The organism is Paenibacillus phyllosphaerae (genome assembly GCF_014192105.1).
Taxonomy (GTDB): Bacteria; Bacillota; Bacilli; order Paenibacillales; family Paenibacillaceae; genus Paenibacillus_Z; species Paenibacillus_Z phyllosphaerae.
The window spans coordinates 211,153-227,088 of record NZ_JACHXK010000004.1 but is presented as its reverse complement, the minus strand read 5'-3'; the positions used below and the strand labels follow the sequence as shown (position 1 = coordinate 227,088).

At 52.5% G+C, this 15,936-nt stretch carries 16 protein-coding genes and 1 riboswitch; of the genes, 13 read left to right on the top strand and 3 right to left on the bottom strand.

Annotation, left to right across the window (positions count from 1 at the left end):
- The first annotated feature begins 117 nt into the window (after nt 1-117).
- Nucleotides 118-747, top strand: a complete 630-nt coding sequence (locus FHS18_RS11230; protein WP_183600385.1) for a DUF1796 family putative cysteine peptidase — start codon at nt 118-120, stop codon at nt 745-747.
- A 120-nt stretch (nt 748-867) separates the two neighbouring features.
- Here the strand turns inward: FHS18_RS11230 and FHS18_RS11225 are convergent, their stop codons facing one another.
- Genes FHS18_RS11225 through FHS18_RS11215 form a run of 3 tightly spaced genes read right to left on the bottom strand, consistent with a single transcriptional unit; the run spans nt 868 to nt 2,835 of the window.
- A complete protein-coding gene (locus FHS18_RS11225) occupies nt 868-1,413 on the bottom strand; it encodes a class I SAM-dependent methyltransferase (protein WP_183600056.1) in 546 nt (181 codons plus the stop codon).
- 57 nt (nt 1,414-1,470) lie between these two features.
- Nucleotides 1,471-1,650 carry a hypothetical protein gene (locus tag FHS18_RS11220; RefSeq protein ID WP_183600054.1) on the bottom strand — a complete coding sequence of 60 codons (180 nt, stop codon included), beginning with the start codon at nt 1,648-1,650 and terminating at the stop codon, nt 1,471-1,473.
- Nucleotides 1,651-1,665: 15 nt separating this feature from the next.
- Nucleotides 1,666-2,835 carry a glycosyltransferase family 4 protein gene (locus FHS18_RS11215; RefSeq protein WP_409348546.1) on the bottom strand — a complete coding sequence of 390 codons (1,170 nt, stop codon included), beginning with the start codon at nt 2,833-2,835 and terminating at the stop codon, nt 1,666-1,668.
- Nucleotides 2,836-3,112: 277 nt separating this feature from the next.
- On the opposite strand from FHS18_RS11215, the gene FHS18_RS11210 reads away from it, so the two are divergent.
- The 12 genes from FHS18_RS11210 to FHS18_RS11155 all read left to right on the top strand — a co-directional run bounded on the left by FHS18_RS11210 (nt 3,113) and on the right by FHS18_RS11155 (nt 15,907).
- Entirely contained in the window at nt 3,113-3,634 is a 522-nt protein-coding gene (locus tag FHS18_RS11210) for a TetR/AcrR family transcriptional regulator (RefSeq protein WP_183600050.1), read from the top strand.
- 149 nt (nt 3,635-3,783) lie between these two features.
- On the top strand, nt 3,784-5,340 hold the full coding sequence (locus tag FHS18_RS11205; RefSeq protein ID WP_183600048.1) for an ABC-F family ATP-binding cassette domain-containing protein: 1,557 nt from the start codon (nt 3,784-3,786) through the stop codon (nt 5,338-5,340).
- Between the two features lie 379 nt (nt 5,341-5,719).
- Nucleotides 5,720-7,090, top strand: coding sequence for an extracellular solute-binding protein (locus FHS18_RS11200; RefSeq protein ID WP_183600046.1), 1,371 nt, complete (start codon nt 5,720-5,722; stop codon nt 7,088-7,090).
- A gap of 68 nt (nt 7,091-7,158) precedes the next feature.
- On the top strand, nt 7,159-8,055 hold the full coding sequence (locus tag FHS18_RS11195) for a carbohydrate ABC transporter permease (RefSeq protein ID WP_246427590.1): 897 nt from the start codon (nt 7,159-7,161) through the stop codon (nt 8,053-8,055).
- Between the two features lie 22 nt (nt 8,056-8,077).
- On the top strand, nt 8,078-8,956 hold the full coding sequence (locus tag FHS18_RS11190) for a carbohydrate ABC transporter permease (protein ID WP_183600044.1): 879 nt from the start codon (nt 8,078-8,080) through the stop codon (nt 8,954-8,956).
- A gap of 133 nt (nt 8,957-9,089) precedes the next feature.
- The gene (locus FHS18_RS11185) at nt 9,090-10,334 is read left to right on the top strand and encodes an aspartate aminotransferase family protein (RefSeq protein WP_246427589.1); all 1,245 of its coding nucleotides are present in this window, start codon (nt 9,090-9,092) and stop codon (nt 10,332-10,334) included.
- A gap of 66 nt (nt 10,335-10,400) precedes the next feature.
- A riboswitch (ZMP/ZTP riboswitch) is annotated at nt 10,401-10,481 on the top strand.
- A gap of 58 nt (nt 10,482-10,539) precedes the next feature.
- Nucleotides 10,540-11,121, top strand: a complete 582-nt coding sequence (locus FHS18_RS11180) for a DJ-1/PfpI family protein (RefSeq protein ID WP_183600042.1) — start codon at nt 10,540-10,542, stop codon at nt 11,119-11,121.
- Between the two features lie 117 nt (nt 11,122-11,238).
- Complete coding sequence (locus tag FHS18_RS11175; RefSeq protein WP_183600040.1) at nt 11,239-12,033, top strand: helix-turn-helix domain-containing protein; 795 nt, start codon at nt 11,239-11,241, stop codon at nt 12,031-12,033.
- Between the two features lie 72 nt (nt 12,034-12,105).
- Entirely contained in the window at nt 12,106-13,233 is a 1,128-nt protein-coding gene (locus FHS18_RS11170; protein WP_183600038.1) for a diguanylate cyclase, read from the top strand.
- An 88-nt stretch (nt 13,234-13,321) separates the two neighbouring features.
- On the top strand, nt 13,322-14,386 hold the full coding sequence (locus FHS18_RS11165) for an RluA family pseudouridine synthase (RefSeq protein WP_183600036.1): 1,065 nt from the start codon (nt 13,322-13,324) through the stop codon (nt 14,384-14,386).
- 162 nt (nt 14,387-14,548) lie between these two features.
- Nucleotides 14,549-15,043, top strand: coding sequence for a hypothetical protein (locus FHS18_RS11160; RefSeq protein ID WP_183600034.1), 495 nt, complete (start codon nt 14,549-14,551; stop codon nt 15,041-15,043).
- 141 nt (nt 15,044-15,184) lie between these two features.
- Nucleotides 15,185-15,907 (top strand): YebC/PmpR family DNA-binding transcriptional regulator, encoded by a 723-nt coding sequence (locus FHS18_RS11155; RefSeq protein ID WP_183600032.1) that lies wholly within the window; start codon nt 15,185-15,187, stop codon nt 15,905-15,907.
- Nucleotides 15,908-15,936: the final 29 nt, after the last annotated feature.

Genomic DNA, 15,936 nt, shown 5'->3' with positions numbered 1-15,936 from the left:
GCTTCGACTACATACCCAATATGCATCGCTATATGCGGAAGACCAAGCAGAAGGGAAGTTTCTAGCATTTGATAGTAGTAGATACGATCCGTTGATGGGAGAAAGGATGTGCGCGCAGTGAAACTGTCTGATTTGAGCGGCACGTATAATGCGGTCTACAGTCTCGGGCATCTCTGCCTGGCTGCGATTCAAATGGAGAAGAACGATTTAAGGCATTTTGCCGGACCGCTGGACTGGATGGCGTCGTATAGTTTGCCGCAGGTAACGCGTCTGCTCGCGAACCGTTTCTCCGGCTTTCTCGCTTATGACAATTTGCAGGTGAAGGGCATGGCGGGGGAGAAAATCTATTTGGTCCACGAGACGGAATACGATATTCTGTCGAACCACGATTTCTATATCCACAACAACTTCCCGCCTCATCTGGCGGCTTACCCCGAAATCAAAGCCAAATATGACCGGCGTATCGCGCGTTTTCTCGAGAAAGCGGCAACGAGCGGGAGAATCCTATTCATCCGAACGGAGGCTACCTATGAAGAGACGGTCCAGCTGCAAGCGGTGCTGTCCGGCCTCGTCGCCCACGACTACCGGCTGTTAGTCATCAACCATAAGAACGTGCAGGGCATTGTGGAGCAGGAATGGGGAATCGATAACGTCATTTCGCTAGAATTCCCGGACGAAGAAATTTGGGAAGGCAATGACGCGTTGTGGACGGCGATCTTCTCCGGCATCACCTTGGACGATCAGTAATTGTAATCGGACACGAAAAATGCTGTTTGCCGATCGGTTCGGCACAACAGCATTTTTGCTTCCGTTCATAACGAGCCTGGCAAACGAAATAGACTGATGGTTGACCCATCAGTCTATTCGTCAGCTTTTTTGCAGCAGAATGAGGACTTCCTCGTGATAACAGACGCGCGGATAGCTGGTAATCGCGATCGGGTTAAATGACGTTAGCGTCGTCATCACTTCATTCCAGTCGAAGAAATGGTTCATGTACCCGTCAAGCACTTCCTTCTGGTTGAACGTCGTCTTGCCCAGCCCATAGAAGAAGTTGACGAGCACGAAACGCTGGCTGACCCGGTACAGCTCCGAGAATCCGGCTGCCCAGTCGTCCAGATGGTTGAGCACATCCTTGCAATAGACGAATTCGAACGAGTTGTCGGCGAAGGGAATATGGTTGATATCGCCTTGCAGGAATCGGCCTTGCGGATAGTTCCGCATGCAGTGCTCGACCATCTGCTGCGTAATATCCATCCCGGTGTAATCGATGTTCGGATTCGTGTTGACCGCCCCAACGTGATCGACGCCCGGGCCGCAGCCGACCTCCAGCATCCGCTGCACGTTCAGCATCGACAACAAGCTGCGGTACAGCTGACGGATCGGTTTGTCGTAGCCTTCGCCGCCGGTCTGCAAGAATTCGTTCGGATTGACTCGGCTCCAATAGGAAGTTATGTCTCTTTCGATGATCGTTCACTCCTTAACTGAAATTATGTTTGCCAGTGCCGCCATGTCCGGAAGCTGATAGTCGGCGGGCAGTTCGGTAGTCAGCTTGTTCCATACCTCGTAATCGACCAGAAGCTCCGTATCGATCTTGTTGACCGCGAATATCCGATTGTACAAAATGCCTCGCACCTTCAAATCTGCATCCATATCCAGGAATCCTCCTCACCTAACTGTCGGTTGTACGGACGTGTAGACGTCCAACAGCCGGCTCATCATCAGCTCCATGGACCAATGCTGGCTGGCCCAAGCTTGCGCATTGGCACCGAGCTGCTTGCGGTTATGGTCGTTCTCGAGCAGAATCTTCAGCTGCTGATACAGCATGATTGCGTCGCCGACCGGCGAGATCAGGCCTGTCACGCCATGCTCCACCATTTCCGGCAAACCGCCGGCAGCGGAGACGATTACGGGCAGTCCCGCGAGCTGAGCCTCCATGACCGAGAAAGGCTGATTGTCCTGGTAACAGGAATGGACGAAGATGTCGGATTGCAGCAGCAGGGCAGGGACGTCATCACGCTGTCCCAGGAAGCGAACATCGTGCTGCAGCGAAGCGGCGAGCACCTGGTGTTCGAGCGCTCCTCTCAATTCGCCATCGCCGACGATCCAGCAGACCCAGTCCCGGCGAGCGGACTTCAGCAGAGCCAAGGCGTCGATGAGCACATTGATGCCTTTGACATAAGTGAGCCGGGCCGGGAAGATGATTACCTTCTTGCCGAATGGAGGGCGAATCGTAGTACCGGCGTGAGCCTTCTGCCAGAACGCGACGGCATCCAGCCCATATTGGAATACGGCCACCTGTTGCTGTGGTACGCCGAACTGCTCGGTCAGAATGTTCTTCTGCCATTGATTCGCGGTAATCGTCAGATCGGCGGAGGCGGCCCCGTAATGCTCCATCAGCGTAAAATATTGCCATTCTGGCGATTGTTCGCTTATGCCCATCTGTGGACTATTGCGGAAACTCGTATGGAGCTCTGTCGCTACAGAGCCGTGCACATGGGCGACCAACGGAACATGTTTCGGCTTCACGCGGCTTAAAGCACGGGCAGCGAAGATGTCCTGCGTATGAATAAGGTCATACTGATGGAGGCCGAAGTAGGCAGCAGATAGCTCCATGCAGTAACGGTCGAGCTCATACGAGCGGATCACATGTTGCGGATCATGCGCAAAGTAGGGGGATTCGGAGTCGAATAGCTGCCGGTCCAGCAGCGGCAGCAGCTTCTCTTTCTCGAGGGCGAGTCCGCGGTTGACGATGTGGAATTTGGTATAATCGGGACTGTTCCCTAAGAGATCGACCTCGTGGCCGAGTTCTTCGAGCTGTGCCTTAAGCTGATGCATGAATTGCCATACACCGCCGACGTGAGGGATTAGCCAATAGGTTGCCAGTAGTATTTTCATGTACGCTCGGTTGCCGATGTCCCTCCTTTCGCTTTATAGTCATACTATGAAGAAAGCAATAGATTGACAGGTCAAACGCATAGGAAAGCGAAAAATGAGAAAAAGGGATAAAAATGTACATGTCTATTGCTTTCGCCGTGAAGTTTATCTACAATGAAATCATGCTGTAATTGGTCAATCAATACGATCTTGCAATGATGAAAGAAGATGAGAAGAGATGGCAAGAAGCACGGGAACTTCGGCCAACCGCCGAATCGATATCGTAGCCGCCGCGATCGAAGTATTCGCCGAGATCGGCTATTATCGCGCCACTACGGCACAGGTTGCAGAGCGGGCAGCCATATCGCAGCCTTATGTGTACCGGTTCTTCACCAAAGAATCGCTGCTCGTCGAGGCGCTAGGCGTATCGTGGCAGCGGATTATCCAAGCTTTCCAGCACGTTATTGCGTCCTCGAAGCCTAAGCGGCTGGAGAGAGAACTGATCTCGGCCTATGAAGAGATCATGCATGCCCACCGGAGCGAAATTTTGTTGCAGCTGCAGGCGCAGACGATAACCGAACAGCCGATTCGAGAAGCGATGCAGCAAGGGATGGGCCAGGTGCAGAAGCTCGTTCAGGAAGCATTCGAGAAGGCGGGGATGGAGGACGCCGCGGCACGGACATCCGATTTTCTGGCAAGAGGGATGTTGTGCAACGTGGCGATGGCGATGGAGATGCCGAACTTGATGCACAAGAAATAGTTTTCAATTGCGCCGCCAGGTACGATTGCGGCGCTGAAGTTGCGCAAGTCGATCCGATTCGACATTCCTTGCCCAAACCAGTTGCTCGGCTTGCGGCCTGACGCTTATAATGGGTTGAGGAAAAAAGTCTAAAAGAAAAGGTGTCATGCATGAGCATATTAAATGTTGTCAAACTTAGCCACGGCTTTGGAGACCGCGCGATCTTCAATGACGTTTCCTTCCGCTTGCTGAAGGGAGAGCACATCGGACTGATCGGCGCGAACGGCGAAGGCAAGTCGACCTTCATGAACATTATTACGGGCAAGCTTCAGCCGGACGACGGCAAAGTCGAATGGTCCAAGCGGATGCGTGTCGGTTATCTCGACCAGCATGCCGTGCTGACGAAAGGGATGTCGATCCGCGACGTTCTGAAGAGCGCGTTCAAATATTTGTTCGATATGGAACAAGAGATGAATGATATGTACGGCCGGATGGGCGACGTGACGCCTGAGGAGCTCGAACAGCTGCTGGAGGATGTCGGTACCATTCAAGATACATTGACCAACCAAGATTTCTACATGATCGACGCCAAGGTCGATGAGACGGCGCGCGGTCTTGGCTTGACGGATATCGGCCTCGACAAAGACGTTCACGATCTGAGCGGCGGCCAACGTACCAAAGTATTGCTGGCGAAGCTGCTGCTCGAGAAGCCGGACGTTCTTCTCCTTGACGAGCCGACGAACTATCTCGACGAACAGCACATCGAGTGGTTGAAGCGTTACCTTCAGGAATACGAGAATGCCTTCATTCTCATCTCCCATGACATTCCGTTCCTGAACAGCGTCATCAACCTGATCTACCATATGGAGAATCAGGAGCTGAACCGTTATGTCGGCGACTATGATCACTTCCAGCAAGTGCACGAGATGAAGAAACAGCAGCTGGAATCCGCCTACAAGCGCCAGCAGCAAGAGATCGCCGATCTGAAGGACTTCGTGGCCCGCAACAAGGCAAGCGTGGCGACGCGCAACATGGCGATGTCCAGACAGAAGAAGCTCGACAAGATGGACGTCATCGAGCTGGCGAAGGAAAAGCCGAAGCCGCAGTTTAACTTCAAGGATGGCCGCACGAGCGGCAAGTTGATTTTCGAGACGAACGATCTGGTCATCGGTTACGACAGCCCATTGTCGCGTCCGCTTAACCTGCGGATGGAACGCGGCCAGAAGATCGCGCTCGTCGGCGCGAACGGAATCGGCAAGACGACGCTGCTGCGCAGTATCCTGGGCTTGATCCCGGCGATATCCGGCACGGTTAATCGCGGGGAGCACCAGCAGCTGGGTTACTTCGAGCAAGAGATCAAGGAAGCGAACAATAAAACTTGTATCGATGAGATCTGGAGCGAGTTCCCTTCATTATCGCAATTCGAAGTGCGCGCGGCGCTGGCCAGATGCGGCCTGACCACGAAGCATATCGAGAGCAAGATTCAAGTGCTCAGCGGCGGCGAGAAGGCGAAAGTCCGCCTCTGCAAACTGATCAACCACGAAACGAACCTGCTCGTGCTCGACGAGCCGACGAACCACTTGGACGTCGACGCGAAGGATGAGCTGAAGCGGGCGCTTAAGGCGTACAAAGGCAGCATTCTGCTGATCTCCCACGAACCGGAATTCTACCGTGAAGTCGTGAACCAGACTTGGAATTGCGAAGATTGGACAACGAAAGTATTCTAATTCATCGTTGCCCTAGCGCCTCAGAAACCTGTTAGACCCTTGGGTCTGACAGGTTTTTTTGTACTCCATTATCCTCTATTTCTCCGGAATGAAACTTATTACGCCGCCAGAGGACGGCGAAAGCCGTTTCACCTTGGTTCGCAACAAGCCGGACATCCCGGTTGACAGGTTGTCCGACCCCTGAGCGGGCAGGGGATCATTTTGTATGGCAGGGCTCTAATTGTCGCAGGATATGCACCCAAATGCTACGATATTCTCCCTGAATCTGGAGATATTTACCCCTCGATGGCAGATGGGAATGGTCTAAAATGGGTTCATACAGCAGGAGCAAGCAGAGCTCAATCGTCCAAATCCAGTGTCTTAAGGGGGATTATGCAACGTGATCAAAAGTTCAAAGGTACTTATCGCTTTATCGCTCGTAATGCTCATGATCTTGTCCGCTTGTGGCGGCAACAACAATGGCGGCAATAACGGCAACAATGGCAACACGGGCACGACCGAGACGACAACGGAACCGACAGAAACAACGACGGAGCCGGAACCGGAGCCCGTGAAGGAAGCAGAACCGGTGAAGCTTCGCGTCTTCTCCACATTCGGCGGCACGGACCCTGCGCGCGAAGCGTTCCAGAAGGTGCTTGACGAGTTCACGGCCGCGCATCCGAACGTAACGATCGACAATGAAGTGATGTCGGCGAACGATGACGGCTTCCGTACGAAAGTCAGCACGGACCTGAACAGCGGCAACGAGCCGGATATCCTGTTCTACTTCACCGGCGCTGACGCCGACGACATGATTAAAGCGGGCAAAGTCGTGCCGATGGATGACCTGCTCGCAGCTGACGCCGAGTGGAAAGGCGGCTTGATCCCTTCCGCGCTGGAAGCCGTTCGCCACACGGACGGCAAAATCTACGGCATCCCGCTCACAGGCTACTATGAAGGCCTCTTCGTCAACAAGGCGCTGTTCGAGAAATACAGCCTTGAGCTGCCGACGGACTGGGAGAAATTCAAAACCGCGGTCAAAACATTCGCGGACAACGGCGTCATCCCGCTGTCCGGTCCATTCGACCAATCGCATTACATTATCGAGCACTTTGTACTCGGCGCCGCAGGTTCCGCAGGTCAAGCCAAAGGGCTGATCGACGGCGTAGATCCGAACTGGGAAAAAGGCTATGCCGCGATGAAAGAAATCTACGATCTCGGCGGCTTCCCCAAAGACGCAGGCACGATTGACCTGACGATGGCCGGCAACTACTACTCGCAAGGTCTTGCAGCAATGGTCCTCGAAGGATCATGGGCGCTTGGCGGTTGGGATCAAAAGGTGAAAGACACGACAACCGTTTTTCCATTCCCGGCTATTCCAGGCGGCGCAGGCACGGGCAAAGACGTAGTAGGCGGCTTCGGTTCAGGCTTTTACCTCTCCAAAAAAGCGTTCGACGATGCAGCTAAGAAAGATACGGCGCTTGCGCTGCTGAAACATCTGACAACGCCAGCATCGATTCAAGCGATCGCGCAGGTGAATGGCGGCAGCCCGGCTGCTGACGTTGAGATTACAGGCCTTCCGCAAGCGGCGCTGGACGGCTTCAAGATGGTGGCTGAATCCACGTCCATCAACTCGCCGATCGACAGCAAGGTGCACAAAGAAACGTTCACGACGCTTCGCGCGAATGTAGCGAAAGTCGTCAAGGGCGACATTACGCCGGCAGAAGCGCTTGCAGAAGCCCAGAAAGTTGAAGTTACGAACAAGCAATAAGCGAAGCGTACGCCGCCCCTTTAAGTATCCCGGGCGGCGTACCCATTTCAGCAGGAAGGCTTGGAGCCTTGCTGGTCGATCAAATCCTATACGCCAAAGGTGATGGAATGAAGGGCGATAAGAAGTATATCGTATTGTTTTTGCTGCCGGCTGCACTCCTCATGTCAACATTCGTCTATTATCCCTTCTTGCGCAGCGTTTACTTAAGTCTATTCCGGACTTCGGGCTTCTTCTCCAAAACGTATGTAGGCTTCGATAACTATACGCGGATGTTCTCAGATGACATGATCCGGGCGGCTACGCTGCATACGCTGGAAATCATGCTGTACGTTATTGTGTTTCAAGTCGGTTTTGCCCTCATTCTCGCGGTCCTGGTGGATAACATCCGCTGGGGCAAAGGGTTCTACCGGACCGTCTTCTTCTTCCCGATCGTCATCTCGGGAGCGGCGATCTCGCTGCTGTTCGTCTTGATCTACAATTATCAATTCGGCATGCTCAACGGGGCATTGGCGAAATTCGGCTTCGAGAAAATACTATGGCTGAGCGAGACCGGTTCGCTGAAGGCGATCGCCGTGCCGACGGTATGGCATTACATCGGATTCTACTTCGTCCTGTTCCTGACGGCCATGTCCAAGATTCCTTCGGACTTCTACGAGGCGGCGAAGCTGGAAGGGATTACGGGATTCAAGAAGACGATCTATCTGACGATACCGCTTATCATAAGCGATATTAAGGTCGTTCTCATCCTGGCGATCACCGGTACGCTGAAGGTGTTCGACTTCGTCTGGATCTTGGCAAGGGGCCAGAACGGCACCGAGGTGCTCGGCACGTACATGTACAAGAAGGCGATCGTCGATCTCAACTTTGGTTACGGCTCCGCGATTGCCGTCTATATCGTCGTATTCGGCGTTCTGTTGTCGGTGATTACGAACCGTCTGCTGAAGAAGGAAGAAGTCACATACTAAGCCGTTATAGGGGTGTAGGGTTATGCAGCAAAGTCAAGCCGAGGCGCCGCTCAGCTATTCAGCGCCAAGGAGAAGAAGACGCGTCGAGACGGGTCAAGTGATCAGTTATGCCGTGCTTACGTTGTGGGCGCTTACGACCATCTATCCGCTCTTCTGGATCGTAAATAACTCGTTCAAGCTTTCCACGGATGTCATGAACAATTCCTTCAGTCTTGCTGCTTCCTTCGACATGACGAATTATATCAATGCATTCGACCGGATCAATATTCTGAAGAGCTACGGCAACAGCTTGATCATGTCCTTCGGGACGGTAGCGCTTGTCCTCATCTTCGGGGGGCTTGCCGCTTACATCATCGCCCGCTTTCACTTTCGCGGCAAATCGATCATCAACTCCATACTCGTCGCAACTTTGCTGATTCCGGCTTTCGCGACAGTCGTGCCGGTGTATGATCTCCTGATCCGTTGGAAGTTGGTCAATACGTATTGGGGTTTGATTCTGCCTCATACCGCGGGCAACCTGACTTTCGCGATTCTCGTAATTGCGGCCTACATGTCGACGATTCCGAAAGAAATGGAAGAGGCGGCTTTCATCGACGGCTGTAATCGATTCAATATGTTTACGCGCGTGTTCTTGCCGATGTCCAGACCCGTCTTCGCTTCCGCGAGCATCTTCGTCTTCTTGTGGTCCTACAACGATTTGTTCTCGGCGCTTATCTTCGTCAACAAAGACAGCGTTCGTCCGATCGTATCGCTCCTGAACGAGATCAGCTCGCAGTACGGAACAGATTTCGGGTTAATGGCGAGCGCCGTATCGCTGACCGTTATTCCGGTCCTGATCGTATACTTATTCATTCAGCGGTTCATCGAGAAGGGGATGACCGAAGGTGCGATTAAAGGTTAATCGATGCCTATACACTAGATTCAAGAAGCCGAAGGTATACACTTGCGGCTTCTTATTATTTTTAAAAGGTTGCAATGAATAAAAATACTTATATACTCATAATTATACATAATTTGCTGAGGGGGAACTGACGTTGAACGATCTTCAATGGACGACGCAAGAGCTGCTGGAGGAAGCCGGCAAGACGATTTTATTCACGGCGCATAGACCGGATGTGGTGATGGAACGCGGCGAAGGCATGTATTTATGGGATACCGAGGGCAAGAGCTACCTCGATTTTGTCGGGGGATGGGCTGTCACTTGTTTAGGACATTCGCCGGTCGTTCTGCAGGAAGCGTTGGCAGCGCAAGCCGCTCAGCTGGTCAATGCGAGCCCGTCCTTTCTCAATCGGCCGATGGTTGAGCTGGCCAGCCTGCTTGTTCAGGTCTCGTGCTTCGAGCGCGTGTTCTTCACGAGTACAGGTGCCGAGGCCAACGAAAGCGCCATTAAGCTGGCCAGAAAATATGGAAAGATCCGTCGTGACGGCGCTCATGAGATCATTACGATGACGAATGCTTTTCACGGCCGTACGCTTGCCGCCATGGCCGCAACGGGTAAACCGCAATGGGAAACGCTGTTCACGCCAAGAATGCCGGGGTTCAAGCATGTGCCATACAACGATTATGAGGCTTGTGCGGCGGCCGTCGATGAGAACACTTGCGCGATTATGCTGGAGCTGATCCAGGGCGAAGGCGGGGTTGTGGAAGCGGAGCTCGAGTATGTCCGCAAGCTGCGCAGTCTATGTGACGATAAGGGCATCCTGCTTATCGTGGATGAGATTCAGACCGGGCTTGGCCGCACCGGCAAGCTGTTCGCGTATGAGCATTACGGCATTGAGCCGGATATTATGACGTTGGCCAAAGGCATTGGCGGAGGTTTTCCGTTGTCGGCGATGCTGACGAAGGAAGCGTACAATATTTTTGAACCCGGGGATCAAGGCGGGACGTATACGGGGCAGCCTCTGGGGATGGCGGCTGGGCTAGCCGTTGTCCAGACCATCGTTTCCGGGGAGTTGTCCGCTCAAGCACAGCGTCTTGGTGACTACCTAATGGGCGAGTTAAGGTTGATCGCAGGCCGTTATGGACTTACGAAACTTCGCGGAAAGGGACTGTTGGTCGCCTTCGATCTGCCAGGCGAGTACGGGCCGGCGCTAGTCGATCACTGCCGCTCGATCGGGCTGCTGGTTAACGCGCCTAAGCCTGCTACGATACGGCTTATGCCTGCGCTCATCGTGGAAGAAGCGGATATCGATCGCATGGTGGAACTGCTGTGTTCCGCTTTGGATGAGCTGAAAACAGAGACGATACAGGATGACGGAAGGGCTGCTATAGCCAGGTAAAATTTGAGCTGGATGTTTGCGGGATATTGTACGCGAAACCAATAATTGGTATTGTAAAGGTAATTGAAACGCATAGGTGACTGGCGTACGCGGAGAACCGCGAGGGAGCCTGTGCTGCAGTTAGTGCCGTTCGCCTGGGCAAAGGTAAGGGATTAGACTCCCTTGCCTTTTTGCGTTTTTACGACCTATTAGGGAGGAAACGACGATGAAGGTGGCATTGGTGCTTTTTGACGGCGTAACGTTTTTGGATTTTGCGGGATTTTATGATGTCATTACGCGGCTGAAATATTTTGAACCGACCAAGGATACGACATGGGATATTTGCGGTCTGCAGGAGGAAATTACGGATGAGCTCGGCCTTAAAGTGAAGGTCAATAAGGTTGGACCGGATCTGGCTGAATATGACCTTGTATTCGTTCCAGGCGGCATGGGCACGAGGGCACTGCGATTCGACGAAGCATTCGTCCGTTGGTTGGAGGGGGCGCGGCAAGCGCGATATCTGGTGTCGGTATGCACGGGAGCTCTGCTGCTAGGGGCTGCCGGGATGCTGAAGGAGAAACGAGCGACAACCCATCCTTATGCGTACGATCTGCTTGAGCCCTATTGCCAGCAGGTGCTTCATTCGAGAATCGTACATGACGGACATGTGGTTACGGCAGGCGGCGTGTCGACCTCCATCGATCTAGGGTTATACGTAATCGGACTGTTCTTGGACGATAAGACCGTTCAGTCGATTCGGCGGCAGATGGACTACCCGTATGTGGTCCAAGGATTGGAGATTGTGTAAAGTAGAAAAAAATGGATAAAAATCATTCCCATTTCGAACGTGGTATGCTACTATGAGATAAGAACATTTGTTCTTAGTCGGTATACATATCATTGTCGCAATGGGAGGATGGCTGGGATGTTAACGAACCGCTATGAAGAGATAGACGAGGTGATCGCCTATATTCATCGACATCTCGACGAACCGCTCCCATTACAGCAATTGGCGAATCATGTTGCATACAGCCCGTTTCATTTTACGCGGATATTTAAGGAACGAATGGGGTTAACGCCGCACTATTATATTTCTTCCTTGCGCTTACAGAGGGCGAAGGAGCTGCTTATTCAGACGGATATGAGCGTACGTGATATCGGACTGGAGATCGGGCAGCAAAGTATGGGTACCTTCTCGACGCGGTTTACCGAACGGGTCGGAATGACCCCTACAGAGTTTCGCAATGCGGAGCAGCATACGGCGGACCAATTCAAGACCTTGCATCAACTGGTTGCCGGTGAGGCTTCGCCTTTGCCGACCGCAGCCCTTGGAACGCTCCGCGGCACGATTCGGTCAGAGATCCCTTTTCAAGGCGTCATCTGGTTAGGTTTGTTCGCCAAGCCGATTCCGGAAGGACTGCCCGTTTATGGTACGCTTTTATTCTCGCTCGGCGAGTTCAGTCTGTCGAACCTCAAGCCCGGAACTTATTATTTGATGGCGACTTCCGCTTCCTGGGGGACGGAGGCCGTCGATATTTTGCTGCCGCACACAAGCTTGCGCGCGCGTTCCGCGGCACCGGTCGTAGTGAGGGCGAATACGCCTATTGCTTTTCAGGACGTCGTCTTGAGCGCGCCAAGGACCGATGATCCGCCTATCTTAATTTCGCTGCCGCTTCTTATGAATCAATTTTTGACTCGGTTCCTTCAACGACAAAATTAAATTTTATTCGACAAAATACGATCTTTTCCATTAAAATCCTACTATAACCTGAACGATTATAGAGGAGACCTCATGTACAGCCAGTTAGTCAAGACACTGCAGGAGATCATAGCCAATTTTGCCATTGTAACAGCCTATTTGTTTCTAGCTAATCAAGTCATATTCCGCCAAGTGAACCTTGGTGAACAGGGGAAGACCTCCATGAAATTGCAACTGGGGGTTATTCATGGGATTGTTGGCACGATCTTAATGCTGTTCACCGTCCATATGAACGAAACCATACTGGACTTCAGGCAGATCGCCGTTATTCTGTCCGCCTTGTACGGCGGACTGCTATCCTCGGTGATCACCGGCGTCATCATCTGTTTGGTGCGTTGGTTGGTATTCGGCACGGATAATTACGCGACCATTATAGCGGCGGTTAACACAATTGCCGTAGCAATTGCTGTAGGGATTGCTTGCTCCAGAAGATGGAGCTATTGGAGCAAATGGAGCGTCAGCGTCCTTATTTGCATTCTTTTTACAGGTGCGATATTCGTCTTTAATTTGCGGACAGACGCACTGGTTCCCGTGGTGTCCTACGCTTGCATGATGGCCGTAGGCGGTTTATTGACGGCGCATTTGACCGCATTCTTTATCCGAACGAAGGCGCATTCTTTACGAATGGAGAAGGAAGCCACCGTCGACTTTCTGACGGGACTCAATAACCATCGCACATTCGATAACCGCTACAATGCGCTGCTCGACAGCGCGAGCTTGAAATCCGAATGCTTGTCGGTCGCGCTCTTGGACATCGACCACTTCAAGAAAGTTAACGATACTTATGGTCATGCTAACGGTGATGCGGTGCTTAAGCAGTTAAGCCTATTGCTGCAGTCGTCAGCCAGGCCGTTCGATATCGTATCACGTAATGGCGGAGAGGAATTCTCGGTTCTGTTCTACGATACGCCTCATGAGCATGCGCTGCTGATCGCGGAGCGTATCCGGTCTGCCGTGAGCCAGCATATCTTCGAGCTGAATGAGGGTCAGCGTATCCGGCTGACGATCTCGATCGGCGTAGCCACTTATCCGGACACGAAGCCGGAGGCGCTTCGCGAACAGGCCGATCAAGCGTTATATCAAGCGAAGGCGAATGGCCGGAATCGCGTCTGTTCGAATATGAACCTTAGCCTTGGCGTTCATTCTATGGTGACCGGCTGATTGTGGTATAGTAGAAGGGACGAAGGCAAGGTACGGATATCGTTACTACAGGTTCGTCCGTTATTTGACCAGATGAAAGAGGTTCGGTATGCAGAAGAACAATCGCAATAATAAAGCGCGAACTAGTCCAAGAAGAGAAGGTTCGGCTCATGCTGGACACGCTGCCCGATTGCAACCGGGAGCGAAGGGACGGCCAGAAGCTAGAACAAGCGCGAACGGCAGAGGCGGCAATGCCAACACGGCCGCGAGCAAGCAATCGAATCGCCCCCAAGCGAACCAGTACACCGTTCAAGAGTCGATGGAGCTGCTGCCATTCCTGCTCCTGCGGTTGAACCAAGGACGCAATTCGGTGAAGTCGATGCTGGCCCGTGGACAAATCTCCGTGAATGGACGGATCGTCAAGGAATATAACCGGCAGCTTGCTCCCGGCGATCAAGTTCTGGTCAGCAAAGAGAAGATTATCGAGAAGCTGCCATTCGCGGGACTGACGATTCTACATGAAGATGACGACATTATTGTCATCTTGAAGGATGCCGGCCTGCTGTCGATTGCCTCGTCGAAGGAGAAGGACGACGAATTGACCGCATATCGTCAACTAATGGCCCATGTTCGTCTTAGTGATCCGAAGAATCGAATCTTCGTCGTGCATCGTCTGGACCGTGATACTTCGGGCGTCATGATGTTCGCGAAGAACGAGAACGCGCAACAGACGTTGCAGAACGCCTGGCAGGACGCGGTACAGGAGCGTACGTATGTTGCTCTGGTGGAAGGGACGATCAAGAAACCAAGCGGGACGATCCGCTCTTGGCTGAAAGAAAGCAGTACGCTCAAGATGTACTCCAGTCCCTATCCGAACGACGGTCAGCTTGCGATTACGCATTATAAGACGCTTCAATCGAACCGTCAATTCTCGCTGCTCGAAGTCCAACTCGAGACAGGACGCAAGAATCAGATTCGCGTCCATATGGAAGAGATCGGCCATCCGATTGTCGGCGACAAGAAATACGGCTCCAAATCCAAAATCATTAACCGGCTTGGGCTGCATGCCCGGCTGCTCGCTTTCGTTCACCCGACTACTGGGGAGCAGCTCCGGTTCGAGACGCCGATTCCGAAGTCGTTCTTGTCTCCGTTCAAGCCAGCGCCAACTCAATAACGAAGAGCGTGAGAAGCCGTGGCAGCACGGCTTCTTTTGCGTTTGGGCGAAGGGGGAAAGGGCAGAATTCTCAGGCAACTTGGTATACTTGACGACAAGTAGAGATGGGACTATACTAACGAAGCAAAACGAATAAGGTCAAAAGAAAGAGGCAATCACATCATGAGAAAGACAACAGGAACAAGTTTACTGCTGGTCGTCGTAATCTTGCTGCTTGCCGCTTGCTCGAGCAACGCAACAAGCGGAGCGGACGCGGCAAAAGAGAAACAAATCGCCTACACAGCGGCGAAGCAGGCGGAGGATAAAGTATACATGCTTTTCTCCAAAACCGTGCTTGAAGACGGGACTACGGTGTTGGATGCCACTACCGGAATGCCGGAGAAAGCGAAGGCACTACTGGCGAACTACTTCGACGAATCCATGACGGCCAAAGTTATGGATCACTATATCACCGATCAGAAGAACGGCGATCAGGTTGTGACGAATGCGGCGCCATTCTTCTCGGCTTCGATCCTTGCCACGAAGTCGTCGGATGAAGTTGCGATTGAGCAAGACGACGATACGTTCACGATCACGACGCCGGACGGTGGAGTCTTCACCTTAAGATGGAACAAGGATCTGGACCGTTACTTGGTTACCGATTACGTGCAGAAGTAAGGCAGTTGGGAAAGGAGCTCGCGGATGCGAGCTCTTTGGCGTAGGGCATGTTCGATTGTAGACAAAGTGTGACAGGACATGTCCTTTGCCCATCAAATCGGTTATAATGATGGTAAAGTTAAAAAAGAAAGTAGGTACATCATGGGTCGCAAGTGGAATAATATTAAAGAAAAGAAAGCTTCGAAAGACGCCAATACAAGCCGGGTTTATGCCAAATTCGGCCTCGAAATTTATGTAGCCGCTAAGAAGGGCGAGCCGGATCCGGAATCGAACCGTGCGCTGAAAGTCGTACTGGAACGCGCGAAGACGTATAACGTTCCGAAAGCGATTATCGACCGTGCAATCGAGAAGGCCAAAGGCAGCTCCGATGAAATCTATGAGGAGCTTCGTTATGAAGGCTTCGGTCCAAACGGATCGATGGTTATCGTCGATGCTCTGACGAACAATGTTAACCGTACCGCGTCTGCCGTTCGCGCTTGTTTCACGAAGAATGGCGGCAACATGGGCGTCAGCGGTTCCGTGGCCTACATGTTCGACCACACGGCGCTGATCGGCATCGAGGGCAAGTCACTCGACGAAGTGATGGAGCTGATGCTCGAATCCGATGTTGACGTGCGCGATATCGTAGAAGAAGGCGACACGATCCTCGTCTACGCAGAGCCGGATCAATTCCATGCCGTACAGGAAGCGTTCAAAGGTATCGGCATTACCGATTTCACCGTTGCCGAACTGACGATGCTGGCACAGAACGATGTGGAGCTCCCAGCTGACGGCCTGGTCAAATTCGAGAAAATGATCGACGCCCTCGAAGACCTGGAAGACGTGCAGCAAGTTTACCATAACGTTGATTTTGGGGACGAATAAGCAAGTACATAGATTTTATGAAGTAACGG